Source organism: Spirosoma profusum (assembly GCF_014699005.1).
In the GTDB taxonomy this organism is placed as follows: Bacteria; Bacteroidota; Bacteroidia; order Cytophagales; family Spirosomataceae; genus Spirosoma; species Spirosoma profusum.
In genome coordinates this window covers 203446-222576 of the sequence record NZ_JACWZY010000008.1, presented here as the reverse complement: position 1 = coordinate 222576, position 19131 = coordinate 203446, and the positions used below count along the sequence as shown (strand labels likewise).

The window sequence follows — 19131 nt, the reverse complement described above, 5'->3', positions numbered from 1 at the left end:
TTAGGGAGTAATAAATCCACGCTTTGAGCAATGGAGCAACGAAACGGGTATTCATGAATAGCTCATTTCTTTATTCTTATGATTGACTTTCAAATGATTAGCCAGGAATAAAGCATGCGCTACGATGGTCAATGTAGGATTGGCATGTCCACCGGTTGGGAAAATAGAGGAGCCAGCTACGTACAGATTGGTCAGTCCATATACTTTGGCGTGCCGATCGACAACACCCGTTTGAGGATCGTCGGACATTCGAGTCGTACCGATGTGATGCGATGCCGAATTATACGTATCAATACGTTCCTTCAGGTATTGGCGCAGGTCGGCTTCCACGTAGCGAATCTCCCCCAAATTCTTCGTCCTGAATTCCTGAACAAACAGTGTATGTGTGTCCACAATGGACTCGATATCGGCTTCCAGAAACGCTAGTTGTGCCTCGGCTCTGGGCATCCCGAACGCGTCTTTCTGTGAACTGGATAAGCAAATCCGGCTCTCCCGATTGGGGGCCTGTTCCGCCTGAAAGTACAACCCCCAGTAGTCGTTACGTTTGGAGGGAAGCAGGTAAGGTAACCGACGTTTCGCCATGCGTTGCAAACCCAGCTTAATCAGGTCGGGAATCTCGAAAAACCCGTTTTTTGCTACGTTAACGGCATGTTCCTTTAATGAAGGCAAGAGCTCTTTTCCCTTACTGACGACGCGGTTTATTGACTTTTGGCTCAGAATAGACAGAACAGATTTCGCCACGAAACGAGATGAAAACAGTACGTCCCGGTGGCCGTTGGTTGTATTGGCGTGATACAGGAAAAATATGGTGTTCAGAAGTTTATGTGCTTCCTGAGTCGGTTCGGGAAACCACCAGCGTCTGCGGCAATACACGCCACCGTTATCTCGCTCAAAATCGGCCATTAATTTGGCTTTATCATACAATTTGACTTCCGCATAAACACCGCTGAAATGCACCATGTAATACCGCCCGACATTATCGTGCTGATTGCCAAGGCCGGTTGGATAGCGGTCAGTTGTAGAGGCTAGTAATAGACGGGCGTTTTCGATCCCACCTGTTGCCAGCACAAATTTGTTGGCCTTGACCGATAGCGTAATACCGCCCAATGACACCGTTACGTGGCTAACTGTACTGCTATCATTTTCCGTTTTGAGAGCTAGTACGTGCGCATCCATCAAAACATGGATGTTAGCACTATTTTCCAAAGCTGCCCGGTATGTTTTGCCGAAATGAACGGGCGGACTCCAGCGTTCCAGCGGATAAGATACTAGAGATTCCGAATCCAGTCCTTCCAGTATTTCCCGTTTGCTGTGGGGAAAGGCGGCTTGCGCATCGAACTCATAACGGCCAATCTGGCATAGTTCAGCGGCCTTCTGGTAGTGAGGAAGCAGGTCATCGTAAGAGATAGGCCAGCCACTATCCGGTACCCAGGAACGGGCCTTGAAATCAATAGGTTCGAACGGGATACAACGTCCGCCCCAAGCCGATGAGGTGCCCCCGAATTGCCGTCTGCGGTTCTCTTCCAAAGACTCATGCGAGCCTGCTGGTGAGACGCTTCCCCGGTATAAATCCTGGTTAGCGATGGTTTCTGTCCAACTACCACCGGTCAGCATCAATACACGTAGCGGTGAGCCATCCAGACTGAGCGCCATCGAAATAGCCGCCGGACCGCTACCAACGATACAAATGTCCGCTGTCAGTGTTTCTCCCTCCTGGAACGTATGTTTCGTGATGATCATGATAGTAATTGGTTAATTTTAGGCAAAGCCGAAGCCAGGCTGGATACGTAGCGTAATGACTCGGCGTTATGGGCCAGGTGCACGGGGTTACTCGTGCCAAACAGCACGACGTCGGCTTTCTTCTGAGCCAGTACAGCCGCAATCAGTAGCTGCACCAATGTCATATCGGCTAGCCCAGTGAGTTGCCGAATAGCGTCTGCCTGACGATCAAAAACTGATTGCAATGATTTGTAAGATTGCAGTGCCTGATTGGCAACCACCGGAATACGGTTGGCGCGGCACAGGGCGATTATCGCGTCAGATGCATTGTCTTTCCACGTAATAGCCGTTTGCACCAGATCAACCTGTCCACTACGTATGCCCGCTTCGACAACCCGAACATCGTTGGTCGATACACCCGTATAACGAGCCAATCCTTGCTGCTTAATCCTCGCCAGCCCATCCCAGGAATCGGCATCAGCGAGATCATCCCAGCTTGGTTCGTGCAGCAACAGCGCGTCGGCAGCTTCGACACCCAGCCGTTTGTTGCTTTTCTGGACACTGTCAATCAGATAGGCTGCTGTGTAATTGCTTTTAGCGCCTGCACGCTGCTTTATTTTTTTGCCAATCTGGTTCAACGGAGAAAGCCAGCCGGGCGTATGCACACAAGGTAATCCGGCTTTCGTCATGACAAAGAAGGGAAAGCCCGTCTCTTTCAGACACTTGCTAATCAGCCGTTCGGAATCACCGGAGCCGTAGAAATCAGCGGTGTCGATCAGGTTAATGCCCCGCGCATTTGCTATCGTCAGAAAGTCCATAAACGTATCAGACGACATTCGGCTACCCAGCGAGGCAACTCGACTGGTTCCGATACCTACCTGCGATAGCTGGTCTACTGTAATCATGTGATAAAGCGTTTACGTTACGTTCAGATTAGGTTGGTAGTCAGGTAGTCACGCCCGTTTCAGGGCGACTGGCTCCTCGGAAATATCTCCGAGTACAGCCGGGTATAACTCATCAATAAACTGGCGAACTTTCGTATCCCACAACTGCGTCTGGGCAAAAGCGTAACCCGCCTGACCCATCGCCAATCGTTCGTCAGGATGCGCCCACATCCATTCGATAGCTCCTGCTAAATCCGATACGACCTGTTCTTTGGTCTTTACGGCCACCCGAATACCGGTTTTGTCATTGACTAATTCAGCTTGTCCGTGCAAATCCAGCGTCACGATGGGCAACGAATAAGCCATTGCTTCCAGCAACTGATGCGGACAGGAATCGCGCAGACTCGTGAAAAAGAACACATCCGATTGCTCGTAATAGTCTTTCACTTCCTGATACGATACGTGCCCAACCCAATTGACCCGGTCTTTTACATTGTATTTTTCAATGTATTGGGGAACCTGATCGGCCATTTCTCCTTTTCCGCCCACGATGGTTAGCTCAACGGCTAACCGGGGATCAACTTGACCCAAGGCTTCGATTGTCAGTTCCAGTGCTTTACGAGGCAATAGCCGCCCTACCCATAGTAGCTTTAAAACTTTACCGGGGTAATGCGGAAGGGATGTATCGGGTAAAAAAGAACGACTCAAGCCCGCATCCCAAATCCGGTCGATGGGGAGATTCGGGCGTAGTTTACGTGCCAGCGCAAACGTATCTAAGTTGGTCACAACCAGTCGGTCCGCTGTCTTTACGGATTTGTAAAAACCCGGATTGACGTACTGGAGCAACGTACTGATTCGGTCGCGCATCAACTCCCTGGACCAATACACGCCGAAATAACTTTTCAGTGCTTCGGGGGCACGCTGTCCACCGCCAACCGGACCAAAAATGAACGGTTTACGAAGTTTGTAGAGAAAACTGCCGAGTTGAATGCTTCCATACGTAACGTGATGCACAAGATCGAAATCCAGCCGCTGATTCAGTTTGCGAGCCCGTTTCAGAGCAGCCCATTGCCAATACACGTAGTGGAAATACATCCCAATCAGGTTGGCGTGACAGAACCGATCTACCCACTCGGGCACCGTTACGTAGTGGACCGTCAGGTTTGGGAAGAAGCCGTTGGCCAGAATACCGTCAATAGATGTTTTGCCATCCTTTTTGGTTAGGCAGTGCACCTCCAGATTGTTCGTACTCAGGGTAGTGGCGTACGTCCAGCCCGTCCCTTCTTCAGAGCCGTGGTTGGGTATGCAGGCGTAGGCCGAGAGCAATACTTTTCTCATGAGATTAGAGCGGTTTCATTATCCGGACCTTGCGCAGGAGAAAACCCGTGCAGATTCGAGCGACATCGAAGCAGAAATAAAGCACTTTAGTCTTGGAATGGTCGATGGCAAATCGGTAGCGAACTTTGAGGTTCGTTGGCGACTTAATGGACGTAAATCCTTTAATAAAATCCCGCAGACTGATTTGCTTTTCTACCTGAATACCAGTTGCCTGAACGTATTCATATACTACGCTCGGTACGTTGACAATCAAGCGATAACCCGCCTTTCGTGCCCGAACCGAAAACTCAATGTCGGACATGTAGTGGATGTAATTTTTTGAATCGTACAGACCAATCTTATCAAAAACTTCCATTGGAATAAGTGTTCCACGACCCGGAAGCGAATGCGATTCAAGAAAAGACGTTCGGGTGGCCAGTTCGCGGTAGCTGCTGTGATAATCTTCCGATAGGTGGTGTCCGCCAGCGGTATACAATTCAAAAACGGCACCGGCATATTCCAGTTTATCAGGATTATCGCTATCGACACTGGGCGAGCCGATCAAACACGGCTTGTGTTTGCGGTAAGCATCCAGCATGGTTTGCAAATAATCGGGAGCCACACGCGTATCATCGTTGAGGGTCAGCACGAAGTTTTCCTGCCGTTTATCCTGCGATTTCTGTACGTAGCGAATTCCCCAGTTGGTGGCTTCAGTCCACCATAGATTGCCATCTCCTTTCAACACCACTACGTTCGGAAACTCTTCCTCAATCATCAGATCAGTGCCGTCGGTCGAGCCGTCGTCCACCACAATTACTTTAACATTCCGATACGTCTGAGCCGCTAAACAGGCCAGGCATTGGCGGGTGTATTCTCTCCGGTTATGAACGGGAATGACGATATTAATCATAGCGATGTGTGGATTTATAAATGGGTAATTCTGGAGTGCTTTCGTAGTTATCCAGTTCGAGAACTTCCTCGGTTTCTAATTGATTGACGTCCGGCTTTTTGTAGGCGTAATACATCCCTACGCCCACAAATCCCCAGAAAAAAACCGGTAGCTGGTAGGAAACGGCGTAGACTAATCCGCTGACAATGAAACCAAATAGAACGGTCTGTTCCAGAGAGAACGTAGCGTTTCGACGGTACATCACCCATAGTGTACCCAGTAAAATCAGCAGATTGATAGCTAGACCGACCGCGCCGTAGTTGTACAACATGTCGATATATTGCGAGTGGATAATGGTGCCCTTCTCAGGAAAATCTTCATTCTCCATGATCTCGCCCCGGTCATAGCCTACGTAGCGCCAGCCCAGCACGGGTTTGTCCGGAATCAGACTGAGGTAATATTCCGATTGCTCCAGCCGCCAGCTACCCGTGTTATCTTCTTTAGGATCGAGAATACCACTGATGTTTTCCCAGAGCGCGTTCATTTTATTGCCGGGTAACATCGCCAGCAGCGGAGCCAGCAAAATCAGTAGCACCGTTAACGTAGCAACCGTCTTTCCAAGCGGAAATCCACCCGTTGAGAGTTTGCCCATCAACGACAGGCCAGCGACGACTCCGATGGTCACCACAGCCGCTGAAATCACAGATCGGTGCAACAGAAACACGATGAACACGAAGGTGAACAGCATCAACAGGAAATCCATAATTCGGCGCTCCTTCAGGTATGACACCAAATAGTACAGGAATGGAATGACCAGATACAGCGCTTCGTTCGAGGTAACCGAACGGCTTTCAGAGGTCAGGTTATAGCTAAAAATCTGCCCCAGAAACAATTGATTGATCACGTAGAAGGCAAAAATCAGGTAGACTGCATACTTGATTTTTAGGATACCAGCCCGCGAAGCCACTACGTATCCCAGCAAGGCCAGACCGCAGTACGCAAATCGTTTGATGACGAAATACGAATACACGAACTGCCCGTATTCGTGCCTGGATTCGAGTACCAGCCCAATAACGCCCAGCGCTACTAACCAGGCTGCTACCTTATAAATAGGAGGCTGCCGGAAGTAAAAAATAAACAGGGAAACAATGCCGATCAACGTAACACCGCTGACCGCTTTGTCGAACAGCTGATTCAGGGCATTTCCCCCGTAGATCAGGGCGCTCATCCCGAACAACAGGATAAACAAAGCAATTCGATAGCTCCAGATTATCATGTAGTTGGGGTTAAAATGGCAACCGCAGGAGCTGGCTCCCAGACAGTTTGACTATAGAATGAAATCAATTTTTCCAGGTTAGCCTGGTGGTTGAACGACGAAGCTGCGTGGGTAGCCTGTGCTTTGGCTAATTGTTCCCGCTGGTCTGCCTCGAAATAGCGGGCCACTTCGCTGGTCAGTTCTTCGACGGTTGTTCCCTGCAACGTACCAAATCCTTCCGGCAACATTTCAGGAATGCCACCTACGGGCAAAGCCAGTACGGGAGTGCCAACGGCAAAGGCTTCGACAATGGAGTAGGGACAGTTGTCATTAAGGGCAGTGTGAATGTATAGATCACTCTGACCCACAAATTTCCAGGGAGCTTCCTGCCGACCGAGGAACGTAACGTAGTCCGTCAATTTCAGTTGCTCGGCCAGTTGTTTGTACTCGGCTAGTTTTGGTCCGTCGCCAATCAGGCACAGGTGAAAATTGTTAATACCTCTTGCGTGGAGTTCGTGACCAATCTGAAGGAGAAGTTTCTGGTTTTTACGTTCGTCCATGTAGCCGACGTTGGTAATGACCAGCTTGGTCGACGTTAAACCGCCCGCGTCTTCCTGGCGATTGAATACCCCCAGTCGTACGGTGTTACGTAGAATTTCTTTGTTGATACGTGTCGGTAACAGATGTTTCGATTTTGTATACGTGTAGTTCGATACGAATACGTAGTTATGGATGAAGGAAAACAGATACGTGTACCAGTCTGTCAGCCGTTTGGTGAATGCCGGTTTTAAGGCAAACTGCTCAACCAACTCCCGAACCGGATCATCGTTAAAATGGCAGGTTAGTAGAATGGGTACACGACCACGTAGCGCCAGATAAGCCGCTACGCCCGACCGAGGGTCCTGCGCGTGAATGATATCGATGTTGGATTGGCGAAGCTTTCGAACGGATAGGTACAACCCCGTGAAGTACGCAAACTCATCGTACGCTACGTGAAAAGCGCCACCCATTGGTCGCATGATACGTTTCAATACCCCCAGACTTTTACGCCATATTGTAGGTGTATGTGATGCATCGACGGTATGAACCCCCATACCGGCACCCACCAGATCACTGGCCAGCGTTCGGCAGTAGGTAACCACACCCGAAGGTGAAGCAGGAACCAGATAGGTAGCAATCAGTACGTTCATAGAGTCGTTTATTTATGCATGTATCGGTAAAGCCGGAGCGTTAAAATCGTCTCGGGCCGTTTGCGGAAATTGTTCACCAGACTATCCAGCGCGGCTTCCGCATACAGCAGGAAGTTGTAGAATCGATTCTTACGTTTCGAGGTCAGTTGCTCTAGCGTGGCTCGCATGGACCAGACCAGGAACATGATAAAGCCGTATTTGTCGCCGTGGTTGTTTTGAAAGACACGTCGTTCGTTACGTACCCGGTAATAATTTTTCCAGGCACCTGGCCACGGGATACCATCCCGATCTACCGAAGGTGGGTGAAACAGTAAGGCGGTCGATACAGTAACCACCGGGAAGTTCATCTTCAAAGCGCGGGTCATGTACTCAAGCTCGTCTCCCCAGATAAACAGTTTCTCGTCAGGAATTCCGATAGCCCGGACCACTTCCGAACTAATCAGGGTCCCGTTGAAAAACGAGGCCACTCCGTAAACCAAATCAACTTTGGTGATGTCGGCCACCTGACGATACAATTGATTGGGTCTATCCACATAAAAAGCCAGTTCGGCTTTATCTTCGATATTGATAGAGACGCAATTCTTAATGCAGGGCCCCAGGTTAGGTGACGCGAGCAAGTTCTCAAGGGCTTGTGGCTCAGGAAGACAATCATCGTCCATGCACCAGATTCGGTCGTACCCGTCATCGAACGTCCTGGCAATTCCGGTTGCAAATCCACCCGCTCCGCCCAGATTGGGCTGTGTCACAACTATTACGTCCGATCGTTCATTGAGCCATTCGTGCGTGCCGTCCGTGCTCCCATTATTAATCACATAGATTGCATCGGACTGGTGCGTTTGCGCATGCAGACTCCCCAGACATTTTTTCAGGTCGCTAAGGCGGTTATATGTCACGATCAACGTGGCTATACGTTCCATAATTTCGGTTTGAACAGAGTTGATAACCGACTTTTGCTAAATCGAATAGCTTCCCGTAGGTAAGAGAGTTTGACTACTTCCACGCCTTTGTAACGCAGGTAAGCATAAAGAGAAAAAACGACGAAAGCCTCTGTGATGACCCACGAACTGGCCACGCCAACGTAGCTAAAGCGTTGAATGAGTAAAGCGTTGAGCGACAGGCTCACAACAGCCCCAATGGCTGAAATGCGAAAAAAAGCTTTGTCCATACGTAGGCTAAGCATGGTATGAACGCCAAATAAGTTGTTAAGCCCCAGTGTAATAGGTAGTAAGGAAACAATCCGCAGTACAATAACAGCATCATCGAATCGGGTGCCGTAGAACAGGGAAATGAATAGGGGAGCAATCAGCCACAGTCCCGCCGATATCAGTATCATCAATACGGAAACCGGAAAAAAGATAGTCCGCACAACCGTCAGCCCCTTGTCTTCGCCTTGCCCAAACGCATTCGCGACAATCGGGAAAAAAGCCTGATTTAAAGCCAGTGATACAAACGCCTGGGCGATTCCTACAATGCGGGTTCCTGCCGAAAAAATGCCGACGTTATAAGCCGAGCTGAAAATGCCGAGTAGAAAAATATTCGACCCAGCGTAAACGGTTGCGACAACAGAAGTAAAAAATAGCGTGCTATCGTCGCGAAAACGCTTTAGCATCTGAGCAACTGTTGGCAAACTAAACGTAATACGAAACCACTTGACCGCTACGAAAAAAGCTACGAAGCTAACAGCCACCTGCGACAGGCTAAGCGACAGATTCTGGTAGATGTAATCGTCGGGTTTTCGGATGAAAACAAAAACCGTCAGTGTCAGCAGGACTTTGATAATCGTGTTAAATAGCGCAACCCGGCCCAGTTTTTCCATTGCCTGATACAGCCAGACGGGGAAGAATACGATGCCAATGCTACCAACGTAGGTGCAGATGTGTAGCCAGAGATGTGACCGAAACTCAGGCACAAAGGATGCGATACTCCCAAAAATGAGCGTTGATAACACCCAGAGCAGCGCTTTGCCAACAATTACTTCACTGAAAACCCGATTCGTTACGTCCTGATTGGTCCGGTCAGCCGCAATGGCACGTACAGCAGCCATATCGAAACCGTAATTGATCAACAATGTGAAATACGCGACGAAAGCCAGCGAGAAGTTGAGCAGTCCCAGCCGTTCCGGTCCGATGATACGTACTACGTAGGGAACCGTAAGCAGAGGAAGCAGCATGTTGACCACATGCACACTGAACAGCGAAGCCACATTGATGGCGAACCGCTTCATGATGGGCTTCGACAACGCTGACTGCTTATTAGTAGAAGCCGTTACGTCCGCTGCCTTGATGGACGTACTAGCCTCTCGAAGCGAGTCTTTCGATACGTCGAACAGGCCCGATTCCATTTCCTCTACTGCAGCTACCTCTTTACTCAGCATAAATCGAACGTATTAGGTTTAATGTGGTAGCGTTCAGGCTGTTGCCACGCCAAAGTAGACGCACTCCAAGGGTTCTATTCCCGTAGCTTCCAGCCGGTGTAATACGCCCGCCGGTATGCGGACAAAAACGCCTTGCTGCAAGAGAATGGCCTGGTTACCAACCGTATAAATGCCTGTGCCTTTCAGAAAGAAAAAACATTCTTCCATCGTCGGGTGGGCATGTAATTCACAATAATCTGTCGACGAAAATTGCCCATAAGCCACCTGTGTTACGTTGGTGGGTGTATCGTCGTTCCGAAGAAAAACTTGCTTACTACCTTGAGCGTGAGCCGTTAACTCGCGCTCAAGGTGTTTTAGGGAGGCCGTGATACGTTCCATTACGCTTCTACAGGCTCCAGAACTTTTTGCTGGATCTGTTCAAAAATCCAGGCGTATGTTTTTTCAACTCCCTTACGTAGCGGAATAGATGGTGCCCAGCCCAGTTTTTCCTGAATCAAATGATTGTCGGAATTACGGCCCCGCACGCCCAATGGACCCGGAATGTTATTGATCGTCAAGTTTTTACCGGAAATATCGATGACCATTTTCGCGAAATCATTCAGCGAAATCATCTCTTCAGAGCCAATGTTGACCGGACCCGAAAAATCGGAATTCATCAGGCGTCGGATACCTTCAACGCACTCATTCACAATCAGGAACGAGCGAGTTTGCTTGCCATCTCCCCAAATTTCAATGGCATCACCATCACTGGCATTCGCCACTTTACGACATACGGCAGCTGGTGCTTTTTCACGGCCACCATCCCACGTTCCCTGAGGTCCGAAGATGTTGTGAAAACGGGCAATACGAACTTCGAGACCGTGGTTCTTCTGGTAAGCCAGAAATAGTCTTTCCGAGAAAAGTTTCTCCCAACCGTACTCACTGTCGGGAGCCGCCGGATAGGCTGAATCCTCTGAACATTTCGGATTGTCAGCGTCAAGTTGATTATATTCAGGATACATACAGGCCGACGACGAATAAAAAATGCGTCGGACACCTTTGTTTTTGGCCGCTTCCAGAACGTTCAGGTTGCAAAGCACCGAATTGTGCATGATGGATGCGTCGTTCGTACCCGTGAACACAAACCCCGCGCCCCCCATGTCGGCGGCCAACTGGTAAATCTCATCAAGATCATCCGTAACGACTTCGTCCGCTACGTTCGGGTCTCTCAAATCGCCGATGATGAACTCGTCGGCGTTGTTGTTATCGTACTCATTTTCTTTAATGTCGACTCCACGGACCCAATATCCTTCCGACTTAAGCCGGTTAATCAAATGGCCTCCAATGAAACCACCACCACCACAGACAAGCGCTTTTTTCATAAATTATTTTTATTTGACTGTTGAGAAAACTTCTTTCAGGTTGAGGAAAATAAACAGAGGTATTACCTCTAAATAGCGTTTGTACAGACGCTTAGGCTCGGTCATGAGCCGGAAAAACCACTCTAGCGAGAGCTTCTGCATCCAACCGGGGGCCTGAATAACCCGATCCGTATGGAAGTCGAAAGCGGCACCGACCGTCACGATAAAATTTACCTCGGTCCACTTTGCCAGTCGCCGGGCAAACCGTTCCTGTTTGGGGGTGCTAAGCCCGATCCAAACGATGTTGGCGCCGGAGCGGTTAATGGTTTCGGCCAGTTGCTGAAACTCGCTGTCGGTCATGTCCCGAAAGGGGGGGCAATACGTACCGACTACACCATGATTGCCAAACTTCCGACCTACGGCCGCTTTCAATTCATCGGCAACTCCCTCTTTTCCTCCGCAGAGAAAGTGCTTGATGGATGAATTCGCGCTGTCTTCAAATACCTGTTTGAAAACATCTGGGCCGTAACAACGCGTCATGCGTTTGGCACCTTTCAATTTCCCAATCCAGACGCCGGGCATGCCATCTGGCAGGTTCCAGTAGAACGAATCGAGCACTTGTTTGAAGTCGGGCTCTTTAAATGCCGTGACCAAACCATGCGCACCGGTCGCACTGATGCACTTGTTATCGCGTGGCCAGCTTGAATCGCAACGCCACAACAGGCCATTTACAGCCGCTTCCAGCCCAGCATCGTAAAGAGTGACGTCCAGTACTTTGGTCATAGTTTTTTAATTCGCTGATTTTTAAATTCTTACCAGGCGTTCTTATTGCCATTTACAGCCGCTTTAACCGTCCACCAGCAGATTGTTGCATCCAGGCGGGTCGATTGACGTCGGATATACAGGTGGTCGTAGCGTACCCGAATCTGCATTTTGTACAGTTCGTCGGTTTCACCACGGGCTCCCCGCGCCTGCGCCAGTCCCGTAATACCGGGACGTACCGTGTAGCGTTCGCGATAGCCGGGTAACGTATCCCAGTGTTGAGCATCCAACTGAAGTGGGTGCGGACGAGGCCCCACAACACTCATGTGGCCAGCCAGTACGTTCAGGAATTGGGGCATTTCATCAAGACTCGACTTGCGTAGAAACCGCCCAAGCCGAGTGACACGCCGATCATTATGAGTCGCCTGAATGAAAGTGGCACTAGACTCGTACGTCATCGTCCGGAATTTCAAACACGGGAACACCCGGCCATTTCGGCCTGTGCGCAGTTGAACAAATAGAGCGGGTCCTTTTGATCCTAACTTAATCAATAGAGAAAGTAGGGGAATAAGCCAAATCAATATAAAAATTGTTACTAAGCCGGCTACAAGCACGTCGAATGCGCGCTTTGCAAAGCCAGAGAGCAGCCATTTTGGTGTGTAAACCCTTGGCTGAACACCTGAGTCCAGTAACAAGTGAAACGTTTTTTCGTTGGTTGATGCCTGCATGACGGTTACTGATAGCCTGCATTGAAGTTGAGTAAGGCCAGCTTATTCAGCTGGTTGAAGTAGTCGCTGATTAAGCGATTTAACGGTAGGAATAGCCGTTTTTAATTTGGTCGCTGTAATGGTAAGCTTCACTCCCTCCAACTGCATTCAGGATGATTTGCAGGTTCTGGAAACGATTTTCCCGATACAACGTATCGAGTAATTTAAGACTATGTTTGGGGGTTACACCGTGCCGAATGACGTAGAGCGTTGTATCCGCAAATGGGGCAATAACCTGAGCATCAGTAACAATACCAATTGGAGGTGCATCAAGTAGAACGTACCGAAACTGATCACGTAGTAAGTCGATCAACTGCTTTACGTGGCGACCGCCCAATAATTCTGAAGGATCGGGGGGTAACGGACCACAGGGAATAATGAAGTAATTCGGGTGGCCTGGAACGGGCTTAAGAATCTCCGCCAACGTAGCGTCGCCGTTTAAATACGAACTAAGCCCGACGGAATTATCAATCCCGAATAGTTGGTGCAGCCGGGGCATACGCATGTCCATTTCCAGAATCACTGTCGGCTGGCCCATCATCGCCATACTCGCTCCCAAATTCAGCGAAACGAACGATTTGCCCTCACCACTCATGCTAGACGTAAACAACATTACCTGCTTCGGAGTGACGTCGCTAGCCCATCCCTGCAAATTGGTACGTATCGAGCGAATCTGTTCCGCAATAACGGAGCGTTGATGCGGAGCGACCACCAGTACGTCGCGATGCCGTTTGTTCATCACCTCACCCAGAATTGGAACCTGCGTACTATTTTCTACGTCAAACCGACGCGTAACGCGGGTGTTCAACGCCTGTTTACCCGCAATAGCGGCTGTCGGCAGCAATAAACCCAGCAGACCGAACAGTGAATAAATTACGACGCCAACGGGTTTAACGGGACTTCCACTACTTGTTGCAGCATCCAGTATGCGACTGTCGGCAACCGAAGCGGCAAACGTAACGGCCATTTCTTCGCGCTTCTGAAGCAGATACGTGTAGAGGTTATTCTTGATCGTTTGCTGACGCGCAATGTCCATCAGCGCGCGTTCCTGTTGCGGAATGGAACGAATGTTCTTTTCTAATTTTTCATTTTTCGCTACGTATTCCTCTTTCGAAGAGGTCAGCATGGCTTTCATCGTTTTGATGTTCTGACCGATGTTGTTACGTGTAGCCTTAATCTGATTATCAACAGTTTGCAACAATGGATTGTCCTCAGATGTAGTCTGCGTCAGGGCATCCCGTTTTAGTTCGAGATCTGCCAGTTTGTTGATTTCTCCCAGCAAAACGGCGTCGTTCAGACCAACCGTAGCGGGAGTACTGCCCCGTTTGTCGGACTGGTTTGTGATAAATTCCTGCAATTCATTCAGGGCTGCTAACTGAATATTCACCTGACTGAGCTGGGTATCATTCTGTTGGGTTGTCTGTAGGAACGATTGCGCTTGTGTACTTAAGTCCGTGATTCCAAGTCCTGATTTGTACTGTTCTACGTTCTTTTCAACTCCGGCCAATTCACCAGATACCATTCGCAAGCGTTTTTCGACAAACTGGAGGGTACTGGCGGCCATTTTATTTTTATCCGTAACGGCAGCCTGATTGTAGGCATTAATCAAACTATTCAGGATAGCTTCTCCTTTCTGCGGAACGGCATCTTCAAGCGTCAACCGGATCACCGTCGACGTTTTGCTGGTAGGCTCCACCTTCAGGTTATCGAGGTACATACCTACGGCCGAAGCCTGGGGCATTACCTGAACCAGGACGGGCAGAGATTTCGCCGTAACGGGCTGACGGGTCATAATCCGTAAGTTGCCGTAAGGCGTCTGAAGACGTTGGTTGAGTGGATACACCTGCCCGCCGTTGATACGTACTGATTGATTCTCCAGAAACGCTAAGGTCAGCGGCTTTTTGTACAGCGCCGGATTTCCCGACTCGACCTGTATCCAAACCGGGGAATCCATGTAAATTTCACGCTTTCCGAAGGAGGTTTCCCGGTAGTATTTGGTGTCTAAATGAAGGCTGGTCACTACCTGATCCATCAAACTGGACGACCGAAGCACTTCCAGTTCATTTTCAACCACTTTTTTGGGCGAATAGGCTTCCAATTCCTTGAGCGGATTGGTTTGGACATTTCCTCGTTTTTCGTCCTGAAGCAGTAAACTGGCTTGAATACGATAAACGGGCTGTTTGTATTTCAGGTAGACGTAGGCACCCGCCAGAGCCAGCCCCAACGATACGATGAACCAGGGCCAGTAGCGTAAATAAGGCAGCAAATGGGTACGTAGTACGCTGTTGTCGGACCCGACAACCTGATACGGAACGTACGAATGGGCAGAATGAACAGCCATATTAATAGAGTAATGTTGAGTAGTGGTTGTATTCCTGGTTATCGGCGGGTCGCTATGATGGCGATCAGTGATAAAATACCGGTCACTATAGGTGCTAGTAAGTACGATCTGGCTACAGTGGTAGCCCGAACCTTACCTGGCTCTACGTACACTACATCGTTTGGATGGAGCGAATAATAAGGCGACATAAACGCGTCGCGTCGGGTCAAATCAAGGCGGGTAAAAATCCGTTGGTTACCTTCCTCCCGGATAATCATTACGTTGTCACGTCGACCGTAAATGGTCAGATCACCCGCCAGCCCCAGCGCTTCTGGAAGCGTTACTTGTTCATTCGGAATCGTATAGAGCGCTGGTCGGTTGACTTCGCCCAACACCGAAATTCTAAAATTCAGATTGCGAACCGTTACGGTAGGTTCTTTCAGGTAAGATTTAAGCTTGCTACCAATCAGTTCACCCGCCTTAGCATTGGTCAGGTTTGTAACTGCTACCTGGCCAACCAGGGGTAGTTTAATGGTTCCATCCGTGTCGACCAGGTAACCCGAAGTCCGGCTCAGTGGATTAGCCGCTGTGTTTCCCTGACTAGCATCGGCCGTAGCCGATGGATTGAAATAGGCCGATGCTTCCGCATTGAGACTACTCACCTGTACCGAAAGTACATCCCCTTTTTTAATCGTCGGAATGAATGGTTCTGGTAGCATCACAGTATCCTCCCTCGTTGTTGTGCCCTGGAAGTAGACCAGTTTCTTCGCTGATGTACAGCCCTCTAAAAACACAATACCGAGGGCAATTATGGCGAAGCTGATATTTTTAAGGCCTTGGTTTTTTACTATTTTCCTGATCACTATTCTTTCTTTAACGTTGATAAATTCACTCTACTGAGATTAATAGTAAAGGCAAAGACGAGCTGCTGAACAACTGATTTATAATGGATAAATTCTATTCAGTACTCACCCCTTATCTACTCTAAATCTAGGTGGTGAGTTTCAATAATCGCTTTTCTACAGTAGCCAGTATGGTTATTTGCGTAAAACTTTAAATTGAATTATTGTCCAGTTATGAGCTAATATTAAATTATAAGTTTATTAAAATTAATATATAGTAACATATGTCTACCAATAAACTCTTATTAAATGAAAGAATTCGAAGAAATACCTGTTTAGAAATTAACTGGTTTATTTGGGTCAATTACCGATATTTAGAAAGGATTAACGTAGCAATCCAACGGTCTCTATGTGCATAAGGTCCAAAATGGTAAAGTCCAACTATGACCCGATCCCCAGTGAGCTACTTACTCATTGGAGATCGGGTCATAGTTGGACTTTACCATTTTAGCCAAGAAGTGCCACTTGGCCAGTAGCTACGTATCAGGGTATTGGATTACCCGCTTCATCAACATTCATGGATGCCAGAACAGTACCGCCTAAAATTGCGTCATAAGGTTTACCACCTGTGCCCTGAATTATCCTGTTATTGGTGAGTTTGTTATTCGTTGCCTTACTACCATACGATAGAAACGTCGCCTGATTTATGGAGTTGGCCTTATTAGAAATAGTATTTCCCGTAAACGTATTGTTAGGTGAGTTATCACAAATAATGGCCTTGTTCGACGAACTTTCAATCACGTTTTCGGTGAACGTACCGCCCGCCGTTGAGTGCATTATCTCCAGTGTTCCTGACATGCGGAAGTTATTTTTACTGAACGTAACGGCTCCACCATTATAGAGTTGTACGCCACCCTGGCATAAACCCACAGTTGAGTTACCCGTAATTACCATCCCGCCAATGATGGTGCCGTTGCCGCCACCATCATTGGAACCTTCCAGGAATTTATCGAATATCCCTTCAAACCGATTGTTAGTAATAACAACTTCTCTCGCAGCTCCGGCGATTTCAATACCAAACAGACTGCAATTTTTTACGTAGTTGTTATCGACTGAAAGCTTGGACAATGGACCAGATAAAGAAAGGCCGAAGCGACAATTCTGAAACGTATTACCGCTGACAAGAATCGTGGTACCCGCATACGTATTGAAGTTATCATGATTGAAAATCTCACACGCCATCCGTTTTGCCTGAACGGTATTGTTACGTACCGTAATGTTACTGGCTGTTTTTCCGGCCTGAATTTTTAGGGTGAACCAGTTCGTGCTGTCTTTGGCCGCTACGTCGGTACTGCTACAATTCTGAACCGTCAGGTCCGATACGTTGGGCCCATCGAGGTAGATGGTGCCAAAGGTGCCGGTTTCCCGAGACGTTACGTTCCAGGCCAGCCCGTCGATCAGGACGTGAGTGAGCGGGATGGATGGATCATTCTGGCCGATTAGCGATACGTAAGACTTGTTTAACGTAATGAGTGTTTTGCCCGCATTGGCCCGAAGTGCCAGGTTACTTTTTAAGTGAACGGGAGTTTGCTGGGTGTAGGTCCCATCTGGAATAAACAGATCATCTGTAGCATCTACAGCGGTTTGCAGCATTGGTCCGATATCAACGTCTGACGTTTTTACGCCAAACCACGTCAGATTGGCCGAGCCGGTGAATGCGCGTTTATAGCGGTGTCCTTTGATGGTTACCAGCGTAATACCGGTATTGTCGGCGCTACTAAGGTCGGCCTGGTCCAGTTCAAATATACCTTCACTGCCTGCGTCGGTAATCCGGACGCTGCTGGGAATCGGTGTGCTATTGAGGCCACGTACCTGATTGATGGTCAGCGTATCCTGCCGTTGCACAATGGTATCGGGCTCTGGATCAGCGGGTTTACAGTAAGATAGTCCAGTTAGTGCGAGGACAAACGCGCTCAACTGGAGCAAAATTGATTGCTTCATAACGATAAAAAAATAAAAATGACCTGACTAGCCCGCTCAAAAACAGTTGGCGGCTTAATGGGAGGTAGGGATAAGGAAACGTTAGCGCATACCGGCCAACGTTTTTAAGCGATTGTAAATCCGGGTAGGAACGCTGTAATGCTCCACCGTTTGCCGATGGTAATAAGGCGTTGGGCCCTGCATTATGGGCAGGTCAAAAGTCCGCTGATCGCCCTTGTCTAAAGAGGTTTTGTAGCGATTGTAGATATCCGTGTGGGTAGCGTCTTTACCGAAACCAATGTTCTCAACTTTCGATATGGTAGGATAAACCGTTAATCCATCGGCTTTGAAACGATTGTAACAGAAACGGATATCCCAGGCGTCGGCACGCCCTTCCATCTGATCACGTAGCATGCCCAACAGATCAGAACCACCCCGCATAAATTCTTTTTGCTGCCACTTATCCAGCGAGAATTCTGGATAATCAGTCATGTCCCAATCCACAGATTGCCAGCGATTCGCCCAGGTAGCCCATCCCCACGGACTGTGGCGCGGAATACAATAAGCATCTGTAGTATGGTTGGCTGGTTTTTGAAAAGGCATTGTATACCCCGCAATTGAATAAATTCTGGGGTTATCAGCGTATTGTTCCAGACACTGATTCATAAAGTCGAGAAAATTCGGCGCTGTAATTAAATCATCTTCCACAATAATCGCCGATGGATGCTCAGTAAGCACCTGCGATATACCGCGGATAATTGAGTCCGCACAGCCAATATTCGTGGAAGCATAATCTCGCTGAATGGACCGAAACCCGGTAACTTCATCCAGCATTTGTCGAACCTGGGCCACCTTGGGTTCATCGTCCGGACGCTTAGGGGCATCCACAAAAATATATAAATCACTTTGTGACGCTAAATGATTAGCCTGTAGGGCACGAAGCGTTGCCTGAAGTTCGACAGGACGTTTGTAAGCAAAAAGCAGCACGGGTGCATTCATAGATTGAGCAATTAAATTACTACGTAGTGCTTCCAGTAGTTTGATAAATGGGTCGGACAGGTTAGGACTTAATTCGCAAAATACAGGCGGAAAAAGCTGATTCTCCTGACGTAGCACTACGTATGAAGGTTGATAAAATACCCTCATTTCAAGTTTGTATTCGCTACTATTTCTACAATAAATATGGGACGGTAGTTTTAAAAAATGACTTTTGTGAAAGCTACTAAGGCAATTCAATTTTTAACATGAACATTAATTATGTGTTCATTGAAGAGTTATTGAATCTTTTTGATTGATAAATATACTGAAAAGGTAACAAATATATTGAATTAATTAGGCATTCATTTGCACCATTCCGTGTATTACCCAATAGGAAATTTACTAAAACATACTCATAGTGGTTAAAGTATATTTGTCATGCAATCAATGACAGTAAATTCACTATTGATCTGGGGTAAAGTAGGTTTCCACTACGCTGATAACATCAGCACGA

Annotated in this window: 16 protein-coding genes; all 16 read right to left on the bottom strand. The window is 48.2% G+C overall.

Annotation, left to right across the window (positions count from 1 at the left end):
- Positions 1 to 51: 51 nt before the first annotated feature.
- Positions 52 to 1740 (bottom strand): GMC oxidoreductase, encoded by a 1689-nt coding sequence (locus IC229_RS12360; RefSeq protein WP_190887288.1) that lies wholly within the window; start codon positions 1738 to 1740, stop codon positions 52 to 54.
- Positions 1737 to 2624, bottom strand: a complete 888-nt coding sequence (locus IC229_RS12355) for an aldo/keto reductase (protein ID WP_190887287.1) — start codon at positions 2622 to 2624, stop codon at positions 1737 to 1739. The genes IC229_RS12360 and IC229_RS12355 overlap by 4 nt, the downstream gene beginning before the upstream one ends.
- Positions 2625 to 2672: 48 nt before the next feature.
- On the bottom strand, positions 2673 to 3941 hold the full coding sequence (locus IC229_RS12350; RefSeq protein WP_190887286.1) for a glycosyltransferase family 4 protein: 1269 nt from the start codon (positions 3939 to 3941) through the stop codon (positions 2673 to 2675).
- Positions 3942 to 3945: 4 nt separating this feature from the next.
- Positions 3946 to 4830, bottom strand: coding sequence for a glycosyltransferase family 2 protein (locus IC229_RS12345; protein ID WP_190887285.1), 885 nt, complete (start codon positions 4828 to 4830; stop codon positions 3946 to 3948).
- Positions 4823 to 6085, bottom strand: a complete 1263-nt coding sequence (locus IC229_RS12340; protein ID WP_190887284.1) for an O-antigen ligase family protein — start codon at positions 6083 to 6085, stop codon at positions 4823 to 4825. The genes IC229_RS12345 and IC229_RS12340 overlap by 8 nt, the downstream gene beginning before the upstream one ends.
- A complete protein-coding gene (locus tag IC229_RS12335; protein WP_190887283.1) occupies positions 6082 to 7254 on the bottom strand; it encodes a glycosyltransferase family 4 protein in 1173 nt (390 codons plus the stop codon). The genes IC229_RS12340 and IC229_RS12335 overlap by 4 nt, the downstream gene beginning before the upstream one ends.
- A gap of 8 nt (positions 7255 to 7262) precedes the next feature.
- Positions 7263 to 8171 carry a glycosyltransferase gene (locus IC229_RS12330; RefSeq protein ID WP_190887282.1) on the bottom strand — a complete coding sequence of 303 codons (909 nt, stop codon included), beginning with the start codon at positions 8169 to 8171 and terminating at the stop codon, positions 7263 to 7265.
- Positions 8159 to 9628 carry a flippase gene (locus IC229_RS12325; RefSeq protein ID WP_223833968.1) on the bottom strand — a complete coding sequence of 490 codons (1470 nt, stop codon included), beginning with the start codon at positions 9626 to 9628 and terminating at the stop codon, positions 8159 to 8161. The genes IC229_RS12330 and IC229_RS12325 overlap by 13 nt, the downstream gene beginning before the upstream one ends.
- 33 nt (positions 9629 to 9661) lie before the next feature.
- Entirely contained in the window at positions 9662 to 10006 is a 345-nt protein-coding gene (locus IC229_RS12320; RefSeq protein WP_190887281.1) for a cupin domain-containing protein, read from the bottom strand.
- Complete coding sequence (locus tag IC229_RS12315) at positions 10006 to 10989, bottom strand: NAD-dependent epimerase/dehydratase family protein (RefSeq protein WP_190887280.1); 984 nt, start codon at positions 10987 to 10989, stop codon at positions 10006 to 10008. The genes IC229_RS12320 and IC229_RS12315 overlap by 1 nt, the downstream gene beginning before the upstream one ends.
- 9 nt (positions 10990 to 10998) lie before the next feature.
- The gene (locus IC229_RS12310) at positions 10999 to 11751 is read right to left on the bottom strand and encodes a WecB/TagA/CpsF family glycosyltransferase (protein ID WP_190887279.1); all 753 of its coding nucleotides are present in this window, start codon (positions 11749 to 11751) and stop codon (positions 10999 to 11001) included.
- Between the two features lie 29 nt (positions 11752 to 11780).
- Entirely contained in the window at positions 11781 to 12458 is a 678-nt protein-coding gene (locus IC229_RS12305; RefSeq protein ID WP_190887278.1) for a sugar transferase, read from the bottom strand.
- Positions 12459 to 12537: 79 nt separating this feature from the next.
- Positions 12538 to 14838, bottom strand: coding sequence for a GumC family protein (locus tag IC229_RS12300; RefSeq protein WP_190887277.1), 2301 nt, complete (start codon positions 14836 to 14838; stop codon positions 12538 to 12540).
- 38 nt (positions 14839 to 14876) lie between these two features.
- On the bottom strand, positions 14877 to 15536 hold the full coding sequence (locus IC229_RS12295; protein WP_190887276.1) for a polysaccharide biosynthesis/export family protein: 660 nt from the start codon (positions 15534 to 15536) through the stop codon (positions 14877 to 14879).
- A gap of 666 nt (positions 15537 to 16202) precedes the next feature.
- The gene (locus IC229_RS12290; protein ID WP_190887275.1) at positions 16203 to 17660 is read right to left on the bottom strand and encodes a right-handed parallel beta-helix repeat-containing protein; all 1458 of its coding nucleotides are present in this window, start codon (positions 17658 to 17660) and stop codon (positions 16203 to 16205) included.
- Between the two features lie 81 nt (positions 17661 to 17741).
- Positions 17742 to 18785: a glycosyltransferase family protein gene (locus tag IC229_RS12285; RefSeq protein ID WP_317171558.1), complete on the bottom strand. Its 1044-nt coding sequence runs from the start codon at positions 18783 to 18785 to the stop codon at positions 17742 to 17744.
- Positions 18786 to 19131 lie beyond the last annotated feature (346 nt).